The sequence below is a fragment of the Cytobacillus sp. FSL R7-0680 genome, from assembly GCF_038009245.1.
Taxonomy (GTDB): Bacteria; Bacillota; Bacilli; order Bacillales; family Cytobacillaceae; genus Cytobacillus; species Cytobacillus kochii.
Window position 1 is genome coordinate 2301512 of record NZ_JBBPAO010000001.1, and the last position, 22324, is coordinate 2323835.

The following is a 22324-nucleotide window of genomic DNA, read 5'->3' on the forward strand; positions in this document are numbered from 1 at the left end:
ATATTAACCACAAAATGTGATGAGCAAATTGCGGATATTTTAAAGTTCCACTATTCAGAAATATTGTGGATGTAAAGAGAGCATAAAACGCGTGACATTACGTGAAAAATGCATCTTTACGCCCTATTTCTTAAGTGAAAAAAAATAATCCACTTATTATTGTGGACGAAAAGGGTTGAAATATTACTAATGAAACGTAGAAGTCTAAGTAGTAATTGTGTTTTACTGTTTATCTTTTAATTGTAACAGTAAATCATCTAGTTGCTTCTCTGTACTAGCGAGATCGCCATTATTATCAATTAAAAAATCCGCTAGCTGTACTTTTTCTTCCAATAGCATTTGTGATCGAATACGCGCATTCGCTTCTTCTGCATCAAAACCATTTCTCTCCATCAACCGCTGAAGCTGATTTTCTTTATTAACATACACTAAAACGGTGTAATCCACCATATATGTGAGTTTACTTTCAAATAAGAGCGGGATATCTAGAACGACCATTTTTTCACCATTAGCAACTGCCTCGTCCTTTTGCTCGTTCATTCTCTTCCTAACAGCCGGGTGGACAATACTGTTGAGCTTCATTCTTTCTTCTTCACTATAAAAAACAATGGAACCCAATCTTTGACGGTTAATCTCCCCATTTTCTAGAAGAATCTCTTGGCCAAAATGAGAGACAATTTCATCATAAGCAGCCGCACCTTTTTCAACTGCTCGTTTCGCTTCAACATCTGCATCTATTACTGTAATTGCTCTTTCTTTAAACATGGTGGAAACTGTGCTTTTACCGCTTGCAATTCCACCAGTGAGTCCGATAATAACTGTCATTCTTACTCTCACACCTTTTTATCAAATTAAATTTTCCAGATTCCAAGTATAATTAAAATTAATCCTGGTATAAACGAACATCGTTGCATCCATTGAGATTTAGAAAATATCGAGCCAATACTCATCCCACCAAAAACAAATAATGAACTCATAACCGCAACACATATAGCTAAATAATATGGTGAAAACCCAAGCATAGCCGCTCCAATACCTGCACCAAACGCATCCAGTGACAAAGCAAACCCTAATAAAAAGGCTTCAATACCAGTAATTGTACCTGACTTATCAATATCGGCTACCATCGGTTTTCTTAAAATGTTAATAACTACACCCAAAGACTTGATTTCAAAATTCAAAAGAATTTTCTCATGTGGAAGAGCATCTTTATCCTTTTCCTTTTCAGGGCGGAAAAACTGATACAGTACCCAAGCACCTAATACAATAAGGATAATACCCCCAATACTGTTTGCAAAAGCAGGTGAAATAAACTTTGCTATTGTATGACCAATCCCCATTGAAATGAGAAGAGTAAAAGCTGAACAACAAGCAATAATTAAAATCGATTTAATTGGAATCTTCATTTTTCTTAATCCATACGTTAAACCTACACTAAAACTATCTAAGCTAACAGCTATAGCTAGTATTATAAGTGTCATCATCTGCGTCATTTAAAAGAGCTCCTTCCATGAAATGGCTAACATATTATATGGAAGAAGCCCATCCAATGTTATCTATAATCTAGGTTAAGATGACAAAAGAAAAATGTGGTTATTTTATTTCGGCTGACATTGTGGACAATAAACAGTCCCACGTCCTCCAGCAATGATTCTCTCAAGCGGTGTAGCACAAACTTTACATTCCTCTCCACGCCGCCCATACACAAATAGCTCTAACTGAAATAATCCTATTTGGCCTTGGGAGTTCACATAAGAACGTATCGTACTGCCTCCTCGTTCCACAGCTTCGGACAATGTTGCTTTAATTTCCGAATAAAGCTTTTCTACTTCCTCTTTTGTTAATGTTTTAGCAGAGCGCTCTGGGTGAATACCTGCTTTAAACAAAGATTCATCGACATATATATTGCCTAAGCCTACAATTAGTTTTTGATCCAAGAGAGCCGCCTTAATGGGCCGTGCTGTCTTATTCAATAAATTTTGTAATATCTTTGGCGAAAAGGCATCTGATAAAGGTTCTACACCTAATTGTGAAAGTGGTAGTTGACCAAGCTCATCTCCACGCTTAAATAAATGCATGGTGCCAAATTTGCGCACATCTTTATACCTTAACTCTGTTCCATCCGTAAAGGAGAAAATCACATGTGTATGTTTATCAATCGTTTCTGATTTCGGATAAACCCCGTATCTCCCTTCCATTCGTAAATGAGAAACAAGGGCAAGATCATCCGTATAAAGAATCAAAAATTTTCCGCGACGGGCAACCGCTTTAAATGTTTCCCCTTCTAGCGCCTTTGTAAATCGAACGACATCGTCCGGTTCTTTCACCATTTTCGGCCAGTGTACCAACACTTGGTCAATCGTCTTTCCGATAATCAACTCTTCTAAAGTTCTTCTTACTGTTTCTACCTCAGGTAATTCAGGCATCCATAATGACTCCTTTTTTCAATCCGATTGTGAACTCACTTACTTCGCATCAAACCATGTTGGGCCGTATGAATAATCTACTTTTAACGGTACTTTTAACTCTACGGCATGCTCCATTACATCTGGAACAATTTCTTTCAGTTTTTCTATTTCTTCTACCGGTGCTTCAAATATCAGTTCATCATGCACTTGTAATAAAAGCTTGGATTGTAATTGTTCATTCTCTAAGCGATCAGCCATGTCTATCATCGCTTTTTTAATAATATCTGCGGCACTTCCTTGAATGGGTGTATTCATAGCCGTTCTTTCCGCAAAGCTGCGAAGATTAAAATTCCGACTTGTGATTTCCGGTAAATATCTACGACGGTGAAGTAAAGTTTCTACGAACCCTTTTTGTTTTGCTTCTTGCACAATATCTTCCATATATTGTTTAACTGCAGGGTAGCTTGTTAAATAGCGATCAATAAATTCTCCAGCTTCTTTTCTTGTGATAGATAGACTTTGTGAAAGGCCGTAATCACTTATCCCGTAAACAATCCCAAAGTTAACTGCCTTTGCATGACGCCGCATATTTGCCGTCACTTCTTCTTTTGAAACATGAAAAACTTCCATAGCTGTCTTCGTATGGATATCTAAATCTTCCTTGAATGCGGAGATTAGCTTTTCGTCACCTGCAATATGAGCGAGAACCCTTAATTCAATCTGTGAATAATCTGCTGCAAAAATAACCCAATCTTTCTTTGAAGGAATAAATGCTTGTCTAATCTTTCTACCTTCTTCTAAGCGAATCGGGATATTTTGTAAGTTAGGGTCTGTAGAACTTAATCTCCCCGTTTGCGTTAACGCTTGATTAAAACGGGTATGCACTTTATCCGTTTCTTTATTGACCACCTTTAGTAAACCTTCAATATAGGTGGATTGTAGTTTCGCTAATTGACGATATTCAAGGATTTCTTTGATAATCTCATGTTTGGATTCTAATTTTTCTAATACATCTGCTGAAGTAGAATAGCCCGTTTTTGTTTTCTTCATAACTGGTAAACGCAGCTTATCAAATAAGATTACCCCTAATTGTTTCGGAGAATTAATATTAAATGCTTCTCCAGCATACGCGTGAATTCGATTCTCAATGGCCGCAAGCTTCTCTAATAGCTCTGTTCCCATTGAACGCAGGCGTTTCAAATCCACTTTAATACCTGCCGATTCCATATCAGCAAGAATCAATGATAAGGGTAATTCTAATTCGTAAAAAAGAGCAGACTGCTGGTTCGTTTGTAGCGACGTATCCAATTTTTCATAAAGCGAATCCATTGCCACTGCTTTCCTTACAATATGAGGAGCAAGCTCTTCTTCCTTTGGAATACTCCTTTTTGCTCCTTTCCCATAAAAAGCTTGATCGGATTGAACTGCAGAGTATCCGTGATTACGCGCAATAGAAGCTAAATCTTCAATTGTTTCAGAAGGGTTGATAATATAAGCTGCTAAAAGGATATCAAAGTGGATACCTTTTAAATGAATACCATGATGTCTTAGTGAGACTTCAGACCTTTTCGCATCATATACGACCTTTGGAGAGGCATCATCTTCTGCCCATTTTTTAAACACATTCGATTGACAAGCGTTTTTTGTTGAAATAAAGAAGTTTCCATTTTTGTTTGTGACTGCAATTCCAAGAATATCTGCGTAATGATAATTATCCTCTAACACCTCGATATATAATGCACTATCTCCATCCAATTGTTCCTCGGTAAAATCAGTAACAATCTCAAAATTAATTTCTTCAAGCTCGGCTGTTCCGTCTTCTGCTAAATCAAAGCTTATCTTTTCTAATAAAGAATTAAAACCGAGGTCTTTAAATAAATGATATAGTTTATCTTCATTCCATCCTTCATAAGCTATTTTATCTAGCTCTACTTCAATCGGCGCTTCTCTTAAAATTGTTGCTAATTCTTTACTCATTAAAGCTTGGTCTTGAAATTCCTCTAACTTCTCTTTTAATTTGTTACCACTCACTTGATCTATCGATTGAACTAATTGTTCTAATGTCCCAAACTCCTTTAATAATTTTAGTGCAGTTTTCTCCCCGACACCTGGCACACCCGGGATATTATCGGAGCTATCTCCCATTAGCCCTTTCATATCAATGATACGTTCAGGTGAGATACCATACTTTTCCTCGATATGCTGAGGGGTGTACTCTTCTATATCAGTAATCCCCTTTTTCGTAATTCCTACTGTTGTCTTTTCCGAACTTAGCTGTGTTAAGTCTTTGTCCCCTGAAATGACCTTTACTTCAAAATCATCTTGTTCAGCTATTAAAGATAACGTGCCAATAATATCATCTGCTTCATAATTCTCTAGCTCATACCGAGCAATTTGATAAGCATCTAGTAACTCTCTAATCACCGGGAACTGTTCTGAAAGTTCTGGCGGCGTTTTTTGCCTTCCACCTTTATATTCAGTAAACGTTTTATGTCTAAACGTAGTTTTACCGGCATCAAATGCAACAAGAATATGAGTAGGTTTTTCATCTTCCAAAATGCGCATAAGCATCATCGTAAATCCATAGACTGCATTCGTATGTATGCCTTTATCGTTATTTAATAATGGAAGAGCAAAAAAAGCTCGATAAGCAATACTATTTCCATCTATTAATACGAGTTTTTTCTTTGTCATCTCGCCACCAACCTCCTTCGCTTCTTACAAAGTCATTTCATTGAATACACTTCGAAAAAGCCATTATCTATTCTATATTTTATCATGTCTAAAAGAATAAAGAAAAATTAGGAATAGAAATTCATAGGGCTATCGTTCTTTAACGAAGAGATTTACAAAATTTGATGAAGTATATGGTATTTGTGGAGGTGGGAACTGTAGAAATTTTTAGGTGATGGCCACTTCTTTAGCGCATAGCAGCACCACTTACAATATTATAAATTGGAGTTGTTTAATATCATTCATTTGATTATTGTTTATCACAGACTAGAACTTCTTTCTAAAAAAAGAGAGAGCGGGGTAGCTCTCTCTTCTTCACATCATGTGATGAAGGGGTTTTACAATACTAATTGTAACCCCCTATTGTTAATGGCATAAAAAAACAATGTAAACTTTTTGTAAAACTCTTTATTCGCTATCAGGTAACTTCTTATAAAACGTAAGTAAAAAGGCCGTGCCCTTTCCACTCTTGCTTTCAACAGAAATCAATCCTTTATGTGCTTCTAGTAAATGCTTCACAATTGCCAGACCAAGACCTGTACCACCTGAATTTCTACTCCTTGCTTTATCTACTCGATAAAACCTTTCAAAAATTCGCGGAATCTCACTTTCTTTAATGCCTATCCCCGTATCAATTATTTTTATATACACTTTTTGTTGATCTTCTGTTACACGAATAGACACTTTACCTTCATTTGGTGTGTAAGAAATAGCATTGGAAACAATATTAAGGAATATTTGCTTGATTCTGTTAACATCAGCTTCCATTTCGATTATTTCATCTTCACATTTATAATCTATGGTAATTTCTTTTTCCTCCGCACGTCTTTTAACCATCATTACTACTTCATTTAAGACACCAATAATATTCACCTCTTGTATAGAAAGGTGAAATCCTTGTTGCTCAATTTTTGATAAATCAAGCAAATCTTGAATGAGTGTTTGCAATCGTTCACTTTCTTGGAGGATAATCGTTAAAAATTGTTTAAGGGCATCTTGATCATCCATTGCCCCGTCTAAAAGCGTTTCTGAGAACCCTTTTATAGAAGTTATAGGTGTTTTTAATTCATGTGAAACATTCGCAACGAAATCTCTCCGCACCTGCTCCAATTTCTTTATCTCAGTAATATCATGGAAAACCAAAAGTACACCTTTCCATACATCATTCGTGCCGATAATCGGAACACCGTAGACTTCGAAATGTTTTCGATGAATACCAATAAGGATTTGTATTTGCTTTCTTACCTTTTGTTCTGTCATAAATAATTCTTCAATAAGCTCAGTGATTTCTTTATATTCAATGACATTATAATACAGCTCGTCCATGTATTCTGTCACATCAGCATGAAAAACTTCTCTATATGTACGATTCACAAGGTTAATATAACCCTTACTATCTATTAAAATTAATCCACTACCCATGTTTTCAATGAGTGTACTGAGTCTATCTTGATGCATCTCTCTCGATTTCTCCATATCTTGCAAATTACGTGCAAGAATATTAATTGAGCTATTTAACTTACCTGCTTCACCGACATCATTATCATACGTTCTTGCCCGATAATTCCCTTTCGCTAACTCAATAGCGACTCTCGTTGCAGAATCAATCGGTCTTGTATATCTATTCGTAATAGCGGCCCCTAAGAATATAATCAAAATTAATGCTAGGCTAAGACAGATAATTAGGATCCACCAGATTTGCGAGTAACCACTTTTTACTTCATCTATTTCGGCACTTAAAAATAAATAATACGAATTCGTACCTTCATTTAATTCCTTCCAAAAGTAATGATAATCGTCGCCTACGACTTTACCAGCCTGCCCATCAGAGTCAGGTGCACCTAATATTTCACTTATTGTCTTACGGTTTTTCAATTGAATATCTTTATTCACGCTATCAAATATCACTTGATCATTTGCATCGGCAATAGTAACATTAACACCTAACCAGCTAGCAAACTGGTCGACCTTCTCTTGAGTAAGTTGTTCAATTCCACCTATTTCCTCAATCTGGCCTGCTACTAACTGAATCTCTTTAGATAAGCGTTCATCTATAACATTTATATAATAGGATTTAAATAGCTGACCTAATAACAAGCCTAAACAAAGTAAAACAGCGATAATCAACGTAATGATAGCAAAAAATAGTTTTGAACGAAAAGTTTTCATTCAGGCTTAGGCTCCTCTAGCTTATAACCAAGCCCACGAATCGTTTTAATATATGTTGGTTTTTTTGAATTTTGCTCAATTTTATCTCTTAAGTGACTAATATGAACATCTACAATCCTTGTATCACCCGCAAAATCATAATTCCAAACAGCACTCAGCAATTGATCGCGTGTTAATACTCTACCTTTATTTTTAGCAAGATATAATAGTAGTTCAAACTCTTTTGGTGTCAGCTCAAGTAATTCGTCTAGATAATAGACCTCATATCTATCTGGATAGATTTTCACTCCAGCTATACGTATACTATCATCCTCATCTTCTGAAACAGGTTCGTCAAATTGGGCTTGTGACCTTCTTAAAATGGCCTTTACCCGCGCAACGACTTCTCTCGGACTAAATGGCTTTGTCATATAATCATCTGCACCTAACTCTAGGCCAAGAACTTTATCGAACTCATCGTCTTTTGCAGTTAACATGAGTATTGGTGTATTCACTTTCTTTTGTCTAATTTGTTTACACACTTCAATTCCATCCAGCTTAGGTAACATCAGATCTAACACAATCAAATCTAGCTGTTCACTTAAAGCAAGATTTTTGCCTTCTTCTCCATCAGATGCTGTTAGTACTTCATAACCTGCTTGTTGCAAATTATATTGTAGTAACGTTACAATTGACTGCTCATCATCAACCACTAGAACTTTTTTATCCATAAAAGCCTCCGATAAATAGATTCCCCATTAGTATAAACCAATTACTTTAGTAAAACCCCTTATATAAATGTATTATAATATAAAAAAGAAAAAAAAGCGTGCCCACGACAAAAAACTAAGCAGTATAAATTACTTTTGCTTAGTTTTTTGGTCAACTATCCTTACAATTCATGATTAGAAGTTTTCTAGCACTTTACTGTTGAGACTCTCAAGTGGATAGGGTGGACATACTTTCATTCGGCCATATAATACTGTTTCATTTTCTTCATTCGTTGCTTGTACCTTCATTTCAATATTATGCTTCTCTTCATCCACATGAATTACTTCCATCAAGAATTCAATTGTAGAATAGTGATAAACAGGTTTAACATATTCTAACTCTTGCTTAAGTATGTGGCTACCCGGTCCAGGGAGATATTTTGAAACACTAGATGAGACCATACCATTCAGCATAATATTGGGTACAATTGGTTTTTTATAAGGCGTTTGTGAAGCATAGTCATGCTGTAAGTATATGGGATTGGCATCATCTGTTAACCCTAGATATAATAATAAATCCCTATCTTCTATTTTTTCCGTAAAGGTCAGCTTCTCTCCAACCGAAATTTCCTCAAGTCTTCTACCTATTTTTCTCTTCTTCCCTAACATGGATGCACCTCCGATTTTTGTAACCGCTTGCAAAAGATGAAAATATAAACTAATTTTTCTGTTTATTTATAATTATATTAACATTTTATTTTAATAAGTAAAAGAAAAATAGTAATAATAATTTTCTTTCTATTGTAAAGTTAACAAAAAATAAGCGAAGCTCAGGTAAAAGACGGAACTTCGCCAACAAGTACTTTCTTTATAGATTAGTTTTGTGACAATATCGATATCACCTGACGCACCGACTCAGCTGACTGATCTAATGCAACCTTTTCTTCTTTTGTTAAATCTAATTCGATGACTTTTTCGATCCCATTTGCACCAAGGATTGTTGGCACACCTAAATAAATGCCCTGATAACCAAACTCTCCTTCTAAATAAGCGATTGCAGGAAGTATTCTTTTTTGGTCCTTGATCATAGCCTCTACCATTTCTACTAAGGCTGCTGCAGGTGCATAGTATGCACTACCATTCCCTAATAAACTAACAATTTCTCCTCCACCCTTTCGCGTTCGATCGACAATTTGTTCTAAACGATCTTTGGAGATTAATTTTTCTAAAGGGACACCGCCTGCATATGAATACCTAACAAGTGGAACCATATCATCACCATGACCTCCGAGCACAAACCCTGTTATATCTTTTATGGAGATCTGTAACTCTTGAGCTACAAACGTACGGAACCTGGCACTATCGAGCACACCCGACTGGCCAATAACTCGGTTTTTAGGAAAGCCTGTTTCTTTAAATATTGTATAAGTCATCGCATCCACAGGATTTGATAACACAATAATAAGCGAATCGGGAGAATACTGTGCAATTTCCTTCGCTACATTCTTCATAATCGTTTCATTTGTTTGAACTAGATCTTCCCGGCTCATCCCTGGCTTTCGTGCAATTCCAGCAGTAACCACGACGATATCTGAATCTTTCGTATCTTCATAGTTTGCTGTACCTAAGATATTTGCATCAAATCCTTGAACTGGACTTGCTTCTAACATGTCTAAAGCTTTTCCCTTTGTCGGATTTTCCATTTGGGGAATATCAACTAATACAACATCTGCTAATTCCTTTTGTGCCAATAAAAATGCAGTCGTCGCTCCAGTAAAACCGGCTCCGATAACAGAAACTTTCTTACGCTTGAGTGTAGACACTTGCAACATCTCCTTATGTATTCATTTACAACTATTCAATTTATAACCGCTTCTTGTGAGATTAAAACATGAGGAAACAACTTAATTTCATATATGATGGAATTTATCTTCCACTGAATTTTACATCACAATCAATAAGGATGAGGTTTTTAAATAAAAAGAAAGCAGGCTCAATTTTTAAATTGAACCTGCTAGATCAAGTTAATTAGTCCATGTTTTTGATTAGGACGTCACCGAATTCAGAACATTTCACTTCAGTAGCTCCGTCCATTAGACGAGCAAAGTCATAAGTTACAACTTTAGAAGCAATAGATTTTTCCATAGATTTTTCAATTAAATCAGCCGCTTCATTCCAGCCTAAATGTTTAAGTAAAAGCACACCTGAAAGAATAACAGATGAAGGGTTTACTTTGTCTAAACCTGCATATTTAGGAGCTGTTCCGTGTGTAGCTTCGAAAATCGCATGTCCAGTTTCGTAGTTGATGTTTGCTCCTGGAGCAATACCGATTCCACCAACTTGTGCTGCTAACGCATCAGAAATGTAGTCACCGTTAAGGTTCATTGTTGCTACTACATCAAATTCCGCTGGACGAGTTAAGATTTGTTGTAAGAAGATATCAGCAATTGCATCTTTAACGATGATTTTACCAGCAGCTTCAGCATCAGCTTGCGCTTTGTTTGCTGCATCTACGCCACTTTCATCTTTAATGCGGTCATATTCAGCCCATGTGAATACTTTATCGCCGTATTCTTTTTCAGCTAGTTCGTAACCCCAATTTTTAAATGCACCTTCAGTAAATTTCATGATATTACCTTTGTGTACAAGTGTTACTGATTTACGACCTTCGTTGATTGCATAGTCAATTGCAGAGCGAACTAGACGAGTTGTTCCCTCTTGAGAAACAGGTTTAATACCGATTCCAGATGTTTCTGGGAAACGAATTTTATTGACACCCATTTCATCTTTTAAGAAAGAGATTAATTTGTTTACTTCATCTGTACCTTTAGCATATTCAATACCTGCATAGATATCTTCAGTATTTTCACGGAAAATGACCATGTCAGTATCTTGTGGGCGCTTAACTGGTGAAGGAACACCTTCAAACCAGCGTACTGGACGCAAGCATACGAAAAGATCTAATTCTTGACGCAATGCAACATTTAAAGAACGAATTCCTCCACCAATTGGTGTTGTAAGTGGTCCTTTAATGGCGATTAAGTATTCATTAATTACATCTAAAGTTTCTTTTGGTAACCATTCGCCTGTTTGGTTAAATGCTTTTTCACCAGCTAAAACTTCTTTCCAAGCAATTTTACGCTCACCTTTATATGCTTTTTCAACCGCTGCATCTAAAACACGAGAAGCAGATGCCCAAATATCCGGCCCAGTTCCGTCACCTTCGATAAAAGGAACGATTGGTTCATTTGGTACATTTAAAACACCATTATTTACTGTAATTTTTTCTGCTGCCATAATAATTTCTCCCTCCAATTTCCTTGTGTTAAAAGTAACACATCACAAACTTACCAGAATCAAAGGCTAGAAGGCAAACCCACTAACCTTTCAGTAGCTTGCTTATCTTTATTTATTATTATCATCTGTTTTGAAAAAACTCAATAAAAAGTTTACCCTCTTTGTTCAACAGGAACGTAAGCTTGCATTCCTGGACCTGTATAATCAGCACGTGGACGGATTAAACGATTATTAGAGTATTGTTCTAAAATATGAGCTAACCAACCAGAAACACGGCTAACTGCAAAGATTGGTGTAAAGAGATCGTGATCGATACCTAAGCTGTGGTATACAGATGCCGAATAAAAATCAACATTAGGAGGAAGATCTTTTTCTCCAGTCACAATTCCTTCAATTTTTGTAGACATTTCATACCAATGTGGTTCGCCTGTCAATTCTGTTAATCTCTTAGACATTTCTCTTAAATGTTTCGCTCTTGGGTCGCCTTTTCTATATACACGATGACCGAAGCCCATTATTTTATCTTTATTCGCTAATTTTTCACGAATAGCAGGTTCAACATTATCTAATGTACCGATTTCTTTAAGCATTTTCATTACAGCTTCGTTAGCACCACCGTGTAGAGGTCCTTTTAATGCACCAATAGCTGCTGTAATACCTGAGTACATATCAGATAATGTCGCAACACAAACGCGAGCTGTAAAAGTAGACGCATTTAATTCATGATCAGCATGTAGGACAAGTGCTTTATTCATTGCTTCAACTGCTACATCTTCTGGTTCTTCCCCATTTAACATAAACAAGAAGTTAGCAGCAAAACTTAATTCCTTTTTAGGAGCAATTGGCTCTAAGCCTTTTCTCACACGCGCAAACGCAGCAACAATAGCTGGCACTTTTGCTTGTAAACGGATGGCTTTTCTATAGTTCGCATCCTCTTCCATTACATCTGCTTCTTCATCATAGAGACCAAGAAGAGATACAGCGGAGCGAAGAGCTGCCATCGGATGAACTTGATCAATTGGATAAGTCTTAAAATGAGCAAGAACCTCTTGTGGCAAATTCATATTTTCTGCCAATTGTGCTTTTAATTCATCTAGTTGTGATTGTGTAGGTAATTTACCATGCCATAATAAATAGATGACTTCCTCAAAACTAGCATTTTCTGCCAAATCATCAATGTTATAGCCTACATATGTTAAAGTATCATCAATGATTGAACTGATAGCAGATGTAGTAGCCACTACACCCTCTAGACCGCGTGTCGCTGTCATAACAAACCATCTCCTTCTTTGAAATATTTTCCCCAAACCCTCTGTCTGCATGAATCTTATTCATTAAGTTGTTATCAGATAAACCTGATAGCTCTATTGGCTATTGTAGCCGATTTAATCCAGCTAATATGTATTAAGCTGGGAGACAGACTAAATGACATTCTTAGTCAGATTTCCATCTGACTGAACAATCTCTGAACGTATGCTCAGTACAAACATGTACAAACATTAATGAAAGAAAATGCTTACATTTTCTTTTTGGTATAAAGTATCTACTATTTTCATAGACTCAACTATCAAACCTATTTGTACATGTATATTATAAACAATTATCTGACTTTTGTGAAACGAAAAATTCATAAAAATACAAGTGATTGATAGCTTTCTACCAATTATTGAATATACTCAAATATCTTCATGAATAAATAGGCGATACCCGCTCCGATTAGCGGACCGACTGCTACTCCTTTAAATAATGTAATAGCTAGAATTGTTCCTAGAACAAGAGCAGTCGTAATATGTGGATCTTCTGATAGGAGGGTAAGCCCACCCTTTGCTAATAATGCAACGATAATGCCTGATATACAAGCAACCCAAGCATAAGGTGATTTAAATGCATCTGCTAGATCTTTGAACCCGATTGCTCCACTTGCAATAGGGGCTAAGACAGCAATCGTAATAATCGTTACACCCCAATTAATACCCTTACTTTGGATAAATGAAAACACTTTTAACTCTGTTCCGACTAATTTTAACAATAGGAGGACAGCAATCGCAAATATAAGAGATTGATTTTTAGCCACAATACTGATAGCTAAAAGCAGTAGTAAAAACAGGAATGACTCCATATTCTATCTCACCTTCCTGTTAATGATGTTATTTTAACATAATTTCGAAAAAAGATAAAATTAATTTCTAATTCGCTCATTTCGCCAGTAAAGATAATGAGGACAAAAGAGCATATTTTAGGTTAAAAGATTAAAATTAGCGTCTAGAAAACAATGTCAGATTATTCAACCTTTTTCACTTAAAATACATTAAGGAGGAGCGCCAAACAATGACAAGTGCCCTACATTACCAAATCATGAGATTCTTTTTTGTCTTAGTCATCATATTTACTTTATTATTTGCTAGTTTTTACTTGTCATCCATTGCTTATCCTTTTCTAATTGGGTTAGGTATTGCATACATCATTAATAGGACAGTCAATTTTTTTCAATATACATGTAAAATACCACGATCTTTTTCTGTTTTCATTTCTTTAACATTACTAATAGGCGTCATTCTGGGCGGCGCAGTTATTTTAATCACTGAATTGGTCTCTGGGGCAGCTCACCTATCAAAAGTTGTGCCAGCACATGTACAAGTGTTTATTACACATATAGAACACTGGATCGCCAATCAATTTATGCCTGTGTTAAATAAACTAACCAGTTTATTTAACCATCTAGGAACAGAACAACAAGCAAGCGTTATGACCAATATAGAAGAAATAGGTAAGAATATAGGACAATCATTAGGACTTTTTCTACAATCTTTTTTTGAAAAGCTGCCTGCGTTATTCTCATGGATACCTAATGCAGCAACTGTCATTATTTTTTCTCTTTTGGCTTCATTCTTCATTAGTAAAGATTGGGAAAGAATAAAACTATTTTTTCTTAATCTGGCACCTGAATATGTAAGACGCAGTAGCATTACCGTCTTCACTGACCTGAAATCTGCCCTTTTTGGCTTTATAAAGGCACAAGCAACTTTAATTTCAATAACTACTCTTATCATCTTGTTGGGCTTATTAATATTAAACATAGATTATGCGATGACAATCGCCATTATCGCCGGTATGGTTGATATTCTTCCTTATTTAGGAACAGGTATCATCTTTATTCCATGGATTATTTATTCCTTTTTTATTGGTGAAACGACCATTGCAGTTGGACTTTCTATCCTGTACGTGATTATTATCGTTCAAAGACAAGTGATGGAACCAAAGATTTTATCTTCCAATATTGGTTTAGATCCATTGGCGACTTTAATCGCTTTATTTATTGGCTTTAAACTATTTGGATTCCTCGGGCTGATTATTGGTCCAATTATTCTTGTCATCCTTTCTACTTTGTACAGAGCAAAAGTATTCACAGATATTTGGTTTTATATAAAAAATGGAAGAGAGGAGAAATAGAAGTCAGCCATTATAATAGATGCTAAATTTGAGGTACTCCTTTTTGAATCTCGACTACAAACCTACTTCTCGCCAATGTAAAAATCCGAACATAAACGAATTGGAATATGTTCGGATCTCTTTTTGTCTATTCTTTTTTTAATATATGGGATCACCTTTGTCTAAATGCTCACCATTTTATCACTTTGATGTTACCATGGTTAATACGTCTTCTAAGGAAGTGATACAAAATAATTTTTAATTTATTTCTTATAAAAGGAATTAATAAAAGAACACCTATGAAATCTGAAATAAATCCTGGTAACACAAGGAAAATACCTGCTATGAATATACAAAGACCGTCTAGCATGGAATCACCCGGCATTTCCCCACGGCGCGTTTCCATCTGTACCTTTTTCATTACTTCCATCCCTTGCCTTTTTGCTATATAAACGCCAAAAACGCCAGTCAATATAATTAGAAGAAATGTCACGGCCACACCTAAAGCCTTACCGGCAAGAAGCAGTACAACAATTTCAATCGCCGGGATTAAAATTAGCGGTAATAATATATAGCGCATTTAGCCACCTCATTATATTTTATATATATAATGATATCAAAATTATGGGCTCGCGAGAAACATAACACATTTCCATCATTGGAAATTCCCACTTTATAAATTTAAGAACAAATGCTACTTAAACGAATTCGGGAAAGTACCTATATCGATACCCCATGCAATTGGCATATAGAAATAAATCATTACACCAACAAAGATAATTGTAAAAATACTTAACCAAAAACCGGATTTAGCCATATCACCTATCTTTAAATAGCCAGATCCAAAGACAATTGCATTAGGCGGTGTGGCAACAGGGAGCATAAACGCACATGAAGCAGCAATTGCAGCAGCTACCATAAGCGCATACGGATGAAGGTCTAACGCTAATGCTAAAGATGCCATGATAGGGAACATCATTGTAGCTGTTGCCGTATTTGATGTAATCTCAGTTAAGAATGTCACAAGTGCTGTTACGCATAGAATGACAATAACAAGATGCACACCCTCAAGAACGGTTAATTGCTCTCCAATCCATGTGGCTAAACCTGAATCCTTAAAGCCTTTGGCGATTGCTAATCCCCCACCAAATAGTAATAATATCCCCCAAGGAATATTCAATGCATCTTTCCAATTTAAGAGCTGAGCATCCTTACTACTTTTCGATGGTAAAAGAAATAGAATAATCGCTGCAGCAATCGCTATAATCGTGTCGTCGATTCGGCTCATAAAATCAAAAGGAATGAACGATCTTGTAATCCACGCAACCGCAGTAGCAAGAAACACTACTAATACTAATTTTTCCTCAAAAGATATATTTCCTAATCGTTTTCTTTCAGAAGAAATGATTTCTTTACCGCCTGGAAGCTCCTTGATTCTCATAGGAAAAGCCATTTTAACTAAGTAAAACCAGGCTACAAGTAATAAAATAGCCGCAAAAGGAACCCCAAATAGCATCCATGTAGCAAAAGAAATATCAATCCCATAAATTTCTTTTACAACACCTGCAAAAATCATATTTGGAGGTGTCCCAATTAAAGTACCTAAACCACCAATTGAAGCTGCATAGGCAATCCCTAGCATTAGTGACTTACCAAACCGGTTAGCAGATTCTCTTTCCGACTTCATGGAATCGTTTACATGCGTAATAACAGCAATGGCAATCGGCATCATCATCATGGCAGTTGCAGTATTCGATATCCACATTGAAAGGAAACCTGTAGCCACCATAAACCCAAGAACAAGCCTAGATGTACTAGTACCAACCACAGTAATGATACCAAGTGCAATTCTTAAATGGAGATTCCACTTTTCCATCGCAATGGCGATAATAAAGCCACCTAAAAATAAGAAAATGGTATTATCCGCATATGAACTCGTAATTCCTTCTGTCACTGCACCAGTAACGGGAAAGAGAATGATTGGCAATAGTGAAGTTACTGGTATAGGTATGGCCTCTGTAATCCACCAGACAGCAACCCATAGAGTACTTGCTAGCACAGCTTGGGCTTCTCTTGACATTCCTTCAGGTGAAACAAATAGGAGCGTTAAAGCAAAAAGAATGGGCCCTAATAATAATCCTATATTCTGTTTATTCGTTCTTTTTCTCTGTTTCGGATTCTCTCCATTATTTTCACCTGATTGCTTCAATTCATTTGAATGGTTCTTATCAGACTGGTTCTTCACTGAGAATAACCGTAATAAGTCCTTTATTTGATCATGCAACCTCCACATTTCCATCCAAAACCCTTGCATATAATTCAGCATATCCTCACCACTCCCTTTAATTATGTATTTATTTTTTTTTTCAATATTTCTATTCAAAATAATTTAAGAGATATGTTATCATTATAAATGTGATACATTATATTTAATATTATGTTATACTAATATAACGATATTGGCAACAATTATATTCTATTTTGAGTTAAAAAATTAATTAGGTTATCTAAATATCTTTTCAACCTTATTTTTCAATCTTATATAAAAAAAAGAACTGCCGATTAATAGTATCCGACAGTTCTTCTATGTTTATAAGACACTCGCATGGCCGTTATAAATGACACCTCTTTGTGAGTCTACTGTAATGTCTTGACCGTCCTTAATTAATTTTGTAGCCATATCTAAACCGACAATAACCGGAATACCAAGGTTTAAACCAATTACAGCACCATGGCTCGTTAGACCACCTTCTTCAGTAATTAGAGCACTACATTTTTCAATAGCTGGGACCATTTCACGATCAGACCCAATTGTTACGAGTATTGAGCCTTCTGTAACCTTTTCCATTGCTTCTTTCGCATTGCGGGCAATAACTGCTTTACCAAATGCTGACTTTCTGCCAATACCTTGAGCTTTTGCAATGATATCGCCAACTACATGAATTTTCATTAAGTTTGTTGTTCCTGCTTCTCCAACAGGAACTCCAGCTGTTATAACAACAAGATCCCCCGAATGAACGATTCCTGTTTGTAGACTTTCTTCTACAGCTATATCTAGCATATCATCGGTTGTCTTAGCTTTTTGGCCAACTTGCGAATATACTCCCCATACAAGTGATAAGCGACGAGAAACGTATTCATGTGAAGTGACAGCTACGATTGGATTCACCGGTCTGAACTTAGCAATCATTCTAGCTGTATGTCCACTCTCTGTAGGTGTGATAATGGCGCTGACTCCCAAGTTTAGTGCTGTATGTGCAACAGATTGGCCAATGGCATCGGTCACATTATGTTTATTATTTTTACTTCTTTGAGATAAAATTTCTCTATGATTTAAGGCTGTTTCTGCACGAGAAGCGATATTATGCATCGTTTTAACTGCTTCTACTGGGTAAGAACCCGCTGCTGTTTCCCCTGATAACATGATTGCATCCGTGCCATCAAAAATGGCATTAGCAACATCACTTGCTTCCGCACGAGTTGGGCGAGGGTTTCTTTGCATGGAATCTAACATTTGTGTTGCTGTAATAACCGGCTTTCCAAGCTCGTTGCATTTTTTAATTAATTGCTTTTGTACAAGCGGTACTTCCTCCGCTGGAATTTCAACACCTAAATCTCCACGCGCTACCATTAAACCATCTGACACTTCTAGAATACCTTCAATATTATCAACGCCTTCTTGGTTTTCAATTTTGGGGATAATATGAATATATTCTGCATTATTTTCTTCAAGTAATTGACGAATTTCTAAAACGTCTGATGGTCGTCTAACAAAGGAAGCGGCAATAAAGTCAACTTCTTGCTCAATTCCAAAAAGAATATCCTTGGCATCCTTTTCTGTGATGCCAGGGAGGTTAACTGAAACACCTGGTACATTCACACCTTTTTTATTCTTTAACGTACCGCTATTTAAGATTTTCGCATGAATTTCTTTTTTCTCTTTATTGATAGCATTGACTTCCAAAGCAATCAAGCCATCATCTAAAAGAATACTAGAGCCGATGTGGACATCATCAATGAGGCCACTATATGTAACAGAGAATATGTCTGTTGTCCCTTCCACTTCATTCATACTCACAATGATATTGTTACCCGCTTCTAATTCAATCGCACCGTCTTTCATATCATTCGTACGTATTTCTGGACCTTTTGTATCTAATAGGATTGCAACTGTCTTTCCAGTTTGCTTAGATGCTTCACGGATATTAGCAATTCGCTCACCATGTTCTGCAAAATTTCCGTGTGAAAAATTTAATCTTGCTACATTCATGCCAGCATTTATTAATTCAATAATTTTTTCAATACTTTCACTAGCTGGTCCAATTGTACAAACAATTTTCGTTTTACGCATATTAATATATACCTCCTAATTATGTACGCTTAAATTGAAAGCTCTCTTGATAACTCGTATAGGTCTAAATCTAACCTATTATGTTGACTTAAAACATCACGCAAGCTATTAGCTACGACTTGGTTATTATTCAAACCAACTGCTTGTCCACCTTTTTCTTTGGCAAGTAATTCCACTGCATGAGCACCTAAACGACTAGCTAAAACACGATCAAATGCCGTTGGAGATCCGCCTCGTTGGATATGACCAAGAACAGACACTCTCGTTTCAAGTGAGGTTGCACTCTCAACTTGTTTTGCGAATTCTATACCACTACAAACACCTTCAGCCACAATGATAATACTATGCCTTTTTCCTCTATCAAGTCCACTTTTGAGTTTTGTTGCAATTTCATCTATATCGTAATTTACTTCAGGAATAAGGATTGTTTCTGCTCCACCAGCTAAGCCTGCCCATAAGGCAATATCGCCTGCATCTCTACCCATTACTTCTATAATAAAGGTCCTTTCGTGTGAACTCGCTGTATCCCTGATTTTATCTATGGCATCAATGACTGTATTTAATGCTGTATCAAATCCAATAGTATATTGTGTACCTGCAATGTCATTATCAATCGTTCCTGGTACACCTACACATGGAAAACCTGCTTCAGTGAGGGCAAGCGCTCCTCGATAAGATCCGTCTCCACCAATCACAACTAGACCTTCTATTTGATGTGCCTTTAAGTTCTCTATTCCCTTTTGTCTTCCTTCTTCTGTTTTAAACTCTTCACATCTTGCAGAATAAAGAATCGTACCGCCACGATGAATAATATCACCAACAGATCCTAATTCTAGCTTTTCTATATTACCATGAATTAGACCAGTATAACCGCCATAAATACCATATACCTCGATACCATCATGAATGGCTTTTCTAACAACTGCGCGAACGGCCGCATTCATTCCAGGTGAATCTCCTCCACTTGTTAATACACCAATTCTTTTCATTTTCTCTATCACCTCTATTATGGGAAAACAATTTGTATTCTATTAATATGAACGAACCTAGGGGAAAGGAAAAAAGAGGACCTACAAAAGGTTAATAAGCTTCTTCTACTGTTAAAATAGCACGAAAAAATAAACATCACAATTATAATTTATTAAGTTTCGTTAAAGAATTATTACTAAAAGCACATTCAAGCCAAATATGAACAAAGGTATACATTGTATTTTGAAGCATATCAGAGTTTATATAAATTACTTTATAGCTGCTCTCGTTTGGTACGGATTATTATAATCTTTTTTAAAATAACGTGGATAATAGGAAAAACGTGCAATTCGCACGTTTTTATTTTACCCCAATATAATCTCTTAAAAACGAATATTTCCCAATTGATTTATATTTCTCATAACGATGGTCTACTAATTGTTTTTCATCTAGTTGAGATAAATCCTTTAATGACTGATAAAGAATATCTTCAATTGCTAGTGCTTGCTGCTCAACATCCTTATGAGCTCCACCTTTTACTTCAGGTATGATTTCATCGATAACTCCAAGCTCCTTTAAATCTGGAGCAGTAATGCGCATCGACTCAGCTGCTGTTTGAGCTTTCGCCGCATCTTTCCAAAGGATAGAGGCAGCTCCCTCTGGTGAAATAACAGAGTAAGTAGCATTTTCTAGCATATGAATATAGTTACCAATGCCCAACGCCAAAGCGCCGCCACTTCCGCCTTCTCCAATTACTATGCATACAACCGGTACTTTCAAACTAGCCATTTCAAAAAGGTTTTTAGCTATCGCTTCACTTTGACCTCTTTCTTCAGCTGCCTTGCCTGGATAAGCACCTTTCGTATCTATAAAACAAACAATTGGACGGCGAAACTTCTCCGCTTGCTTCATTAAACGCAACGCTTTTCGATAACCTTCTGGATGTGGCATACCGAAGTTTCTACGGATATTTTCTTTTGTATCTTTTCCACGTTGATGACCGATCACTGTAACAGGATGTCCTCTAAACTTAGCTATCCCACTAACAATCGCTTCATCATCTCCGAATACACGATCGCCATGACATTCAAAAAAGTCATCAAACAAATACTCTATATAATCTAATGTAGTAGGACGATTAGGATGACGAGCAATTTGCACTCGATCCCATGGTCCTAGATTTTCATATATATCTTTTTCTAACTTGGCTAATCTTGTCTCGAGCTTATTAATTTCAGCTCCTAAATCAACATCTGCTGTCTTCGTAAATTCTTTTAACTCAGCTATTCTTTTTCTTAGTTCAATAATCGGTCTTTCAAACGTTAATTCAGTTACCATTTAAGCTCACCTCCTGGCTGATGAATAGAAAGAATGTTAGCAATCTCCTCTCGCAGCTTAGAACGATGAATAACGGCATCAAGCTGCCCATGTTTCAATAAGAATTCTGCTGTTTGGAAGTCCTCTGGCAACTCTTCACGAATTGTCTGTTCAATAATACGACGACCCGCAAAACCAATTAACGCTTTAGGCTCAGCAAAATTAAAATCTCCTAATGAAGCGAAACTAGCAGAAACACCACCAGTAGTAGGGTGTGTCATTATCGAGATAATTAAGCCACCATTATCACTGAATCGCTTCAGCGCCACACTCGTCTTCGCCATTTGCATCAAACTCAATACACCTTCTTGCATTCTTGCACCACCAGAAGCAGTAAAGATAATGAATGGCACTTTCAATTCATCCGCCTTTTCAATTGCCCTTGTGATTTTCTCTCCGACCACAGAGCCCATGCTTCCCATTCTAAAAGTCGAATCCATTACGGCCAGAACAATTTGAAAACCATCCAATTCTCCAATTCCTGTCATTACCGCTTCATTCATGCCTGTTTTCTTACGGTCTTTTTCAACTTTTTCAAGGTAATCTGGAAAAGCAAGCGGGTTTTCTGATATCATTTCACGATCTAGCTCTTGAAATGTTCCCTTATCTAGAAAGCTCTCAAAACGTTCTGCTGCATTCATTGGGTGATGATGACCACAATTAATACATACCTTCATGTTTTTCATTAGTTCTTTCGTATACATTATCTTCTTACATTCAGGGCATTTAGTCATGATTCCTTCTGGGACATCTTGCTTCGCTGCCTCAGAAGGAATAGTTGCATATTTTTTCTTCTTTGATTTTGTAAAGATGTCTTTTAGCAAGGTGAAACCTCCTTGTAATTACAAAGTAAATAACAAAAGTGAAATTTACCTTTCCTACTTTAGTAATCATTACCATTT

Annotated in this window: 18 protein-coding genes; 1 reads left to right on the top strand and 17 read right to left on the bottom strand. The window is 36.4% G+C overall.

Annotated features, from left to right (window positions below; all coding sequences use genetic code 11):
- Positions 1-222: 222 nt before the first annotated feature.
- The 11 genes from coaE to MKY26_RS11515 all read right to left on the bottom strand — a co-directional run bounded on the left by coaE (position 223) and on the right by MKY26_RS11515 (position 13415).
- Positions 223-825 carry a dephospho-CoA kinase gene (coaE, locus tag MKY26_RS11465; protein WP_095372318.1) on the bottom strand — a complete coding sequence of 201 codons (603 nt, stop codon included), beginning with the start codon at positions 823-825 and terminating at the stop codon, positions 223-225.
- A 26-nt stretch (positions 826-851) separates the two neighbouring features.
- Positions 852-1493: a sporulation membrane protein YtaF gene (gene ytaF / locus MKY26_RS11470; RefSeq protein WP_095372317.1), complete on the bottom strand. Its 642-nt coding sequence runs from the start codon at positions 1491-1493 to the stop codon at positions 852-854.
- A 105-nt stretch (positions 1494-1598) separates the two neighbouring features.
- A complete protein-coding gene (gene mutM, locus MKY26_RS11475) occupies positions 1599-2426 on the bottom strand; it encodes a DNA-formamidopyrimidine glycosylase (RefSeq protein ID WP_341056777.1) in 828 nt (275 codons plus the stop codon).
- 39 nt (positions 2427-2465) lie between these two features.
- The gene (gene polA / locus MKY26_RS11480) at positions 2466-5102 is read right to left on the bottom strand and encodes a DNA polymerase I (RefSeq protein ID WP_095372315.1); all 2637 of its coding nucleotides are present in this window, start codon (positions 5100-5102) and stop codon (positions 2466-2468) included.
- A 447-nt stretch (positions 5103-5549) separates the two neighbouring features.
- Positions 5550-7310, bottom strand: coding sequence for a two-component system histidine kinase PnpS (gene pnpS / locus MKY26_RS11485; protein WP_095372314.1), 1761 nt, complete (start codon positions 7308-7310; stop codon positions 5550-5552).
- On the bottom strand, positions 7307-8020 hold the full coding sequence (locus tag MKY26_RS11490; RefSeq protein ID WP_307312682.1) for a response regulator transcription factor: 714 nt from the start codon (positions 8018-8020) through the stop codon (positions 7307-7309). The genes pnpS and MKY26_RS11490 overlap by 4 nt, the downstream gene beginning before the upstream one ends.
- 174 nt (positions 8021-8194) lie before the next feature.
- A complete protein-coding gene (locus MKY26_RS11495) occupies positions 8195-8668 on the bottom strand; it encodes a MaoC/PaaZ C-terminal domain-containing protein (RefSeq protein ID WP_322909664.1) in 474 nt (157 codons plus the stop codon).
- A 206-nt stretch (positions 8669-8874) separates the two neighbouring features.
- Entirely contained in the window at positions 8875-9822 is a 948-nt protein-coding gene (gene mdh, locus MKY26_RS11500) for a malate dehydrogenase (protein ID WP_233435212.1), read from the bottom strand.
- Between the two features lie 205 nt (positions 9823-10027).
- Positions 10028-11299, bottom strand: a complete 1272-nt coding sequence (gene icd / locus MKY26_RS11505; protein WP_180317068.1) for an NADP-dependent isocitrate dehydrogenase — start codon at positions 11297-11299, stop codon at positions 10028-10030.
- 149 nt (positions 11300-11448) lie between these two features.
- A complete protein-coding gene (gene citZ / locus MKY26_RS11510) occupies positions 11449-12567 on the bottom strand; it encodes a citrate synthase (protein ID WP_307312681.1) in 1119 nt (372 codons plus the stop codon).
- Between the two features lie 392 nt (positions 12568-12959).
- Positions 12960-13415, bottom strand: a complete 456-nt coding sequence (locus tag MKY26_RS11515) for a DUF441 domain-containing protein (protein ID WP_095372309.1) — start codon at positions 13413-13415, stop codon at positions 12960-12962.
- Positions 13416-13624: 209 nt separating this feature from the next.
- Between MKY26_RS11515 and ytvI the strand changes: the two genes are divergently transcribed.
- Positions 13625-14746, top strand: coding sequence for a sporulation integral membrane protein YtvI (gene ytvI, locus MKY26_RS11520; protein WP_341097428.1), 1122 nt, complete (start codon positions 13625-13627; stop codon positions 14744-14746).
- A 169-nt stretch (positions 14747-14915) separates the two neighbouring features.
- Here the strand turns inward: ytvI and MKY26_RS11525 are convergent, their stop codons facing one another.
- From MKY26_RS11525 to accD, 6 genes are all read right to left on the bottom strand, one after another.
- Positions 14916-15305, bottom strand: a complete 390-nt coding sequence (locus MKY26_RS11525) for an FxsA family protein (protein WP_095372307.1) — start codon at positions 15303-15305, stop codon at positions 14916-14918.
- Positions 15306-15419: 114 nt separating this feature from the next.
- Positions 15420-17051 (bottom strand): SLC13 family permease, encoded by a 1632-nt coding sequence (locus MKY26_RS11530; RefSeq protein WP_095372306.1) that lies wholly within the window; start codon positions 17049-17051, stop codon positions 15420-15422.
- Between the two features lie 264 nt (positions 17052-17315).
- A complete protein-coding gene (gene pyk / locus MKY26_RS11535; protein WP_095372305.1) occupies positions 17316-19076 on the bottom strand; it encodes a pyruvate kinase in 1761 nt (586 codons plus the stop codon).
- Positions 19077-19105: 29 nt separating this feature from the next.
- Positions 19106-20065: a 6-phosphofructokinase gene (gene pfkA, locus MKY26_RS11540; protein WP_095372304.1), complete on the bottom strand. Its 960-nt coding sequence runs from the start codon at positions 20063-20065 to the stop codon at positions 19106-19108.
- Between the two features lie 340 nt (positions 20066-20405).
- Positions 20406-21383, bottom strand: coding sequence for an acetyl-CoA carboxylase carboxyl transferase subunit alpha (gene accA / locus MKY26_RS11545; RefSeq protein ID WP_095372303.1), 978 nt, complete (start codon positions 21381-21383; stop codon positions 20406-20408).
- The gene (accD, locus tag MKY26_RS11550; RefSeq protein ID WP_095372302.1) at positions 21377-22246 is read right to left on the bottom strand and encodes an acetyl-CoA carboxylase, carboxyltransferase subunit beta; all 870 of its coding nucleotides are present in this window, start codon (positions 22244-22246) and stop codon (positions 21377-21379) included. The genes accA and accD overlap by 7 nt, the downstream gene beginning before the upstream one ends.
- Positions 22247-22324: the final 78 nt, after the last annotated feature.

Coding starts and splice junctions, on each gene's coding strand:
- coaE (WP_095372318.1), bottom strand. CDS start 825: ATGACAGTTATTATCGGACTCACTGGTGGAATTGCAAGCGGTAAAAGC.
- ytaF (WP_095372317.1), bottom strand. CDS start 1,493: ATGACGCAGATGATGACACTTATAATACTAGCTATAGCTGTTAGCTTA.
- mutM (WP_341056777.1), bottom strand. CDS start 2,426: ATGCCTGAATTACCTGAGGTAGAAACAGTAAGAAGAACTTTAGAAGAG.
- polA (WP_095372315.1), bottom strand. CDS start 5,102: ATGACAAAGAAAAAACTCGTATTAATAGATGGAAATAGTATTGCTTAT.
- pnpS (WP_095372314.1), bottom strand. CDS start 7,310: ATGAAAACTTTTCGTTCAAAACTATTTTTTGCTATCATTACGTTGATT.
- MKY26_RS11490 (WP_307312682.1), bottom strand. CDS start 8,020: ATGGATAAAAAAGTTCTAGTGGTTGATGATGAGCAGTCAATTGTAACG.
- MKY26_RS11495 (WP_322909664.1), bottom strand. CDS start 8,668: ATGTTAGGGAAGAAGAGAAAAATAGGTAGAAGACTTGAGGAAATTTCG.
- citZ (WP_307312681.1), bottom strand. CDS start 12,567: ATGACAGCGACACGCGGTCTAGAGGGTGTAGTGGCTACTACATCTGCT.
- MKY26_RS11515 (WP_095372309.1), bottom strand. CDS start 13,415: ATGGAGTCATTCCTGTTTTTACTACTGCTTTTAGCTATCAGTATTGTG.
- ytvI (WP_341097428.1), top strand. CDS start 13,625: ATGACAAGTGCCCTACATTACCAAATCATGAGATTCTTTTTTGTCTTA.
- MKY26_RS11525 (WP_095372307.1), bottom strand. CDS start 15,305: ATGCGCTATATATTATTACCGCTAATTTTAATCCCGGCGATTGAAATT.
- MKY26_RS11530 (WP_095372306.1), bottom strand. CDS start 17,051: ATGCTGAATTATATGCAAGGGTTTTGGATGGAAATGTGGAGGTTGCAT.
- pyk (WP_095372305.1), bottom strand. CDS start 19,076: ATGCGTAAAACGAAAATTGTTTGTACAATTGGACCAGCTAGTGAAAGT.
- pfkA (WP_095372304.1), bottom strand. CDS start 20,065: ATGAAAAGAATTGGTGTATTAACAAGTGGAGGAGATTCACCTGGAATG.
- accA (WP_095372303.1), bottom strand. CDS start 21,383: ATGGTAACTGAATTAACGTTTGAAAGACCGATTATTGAACTAAGAAAA.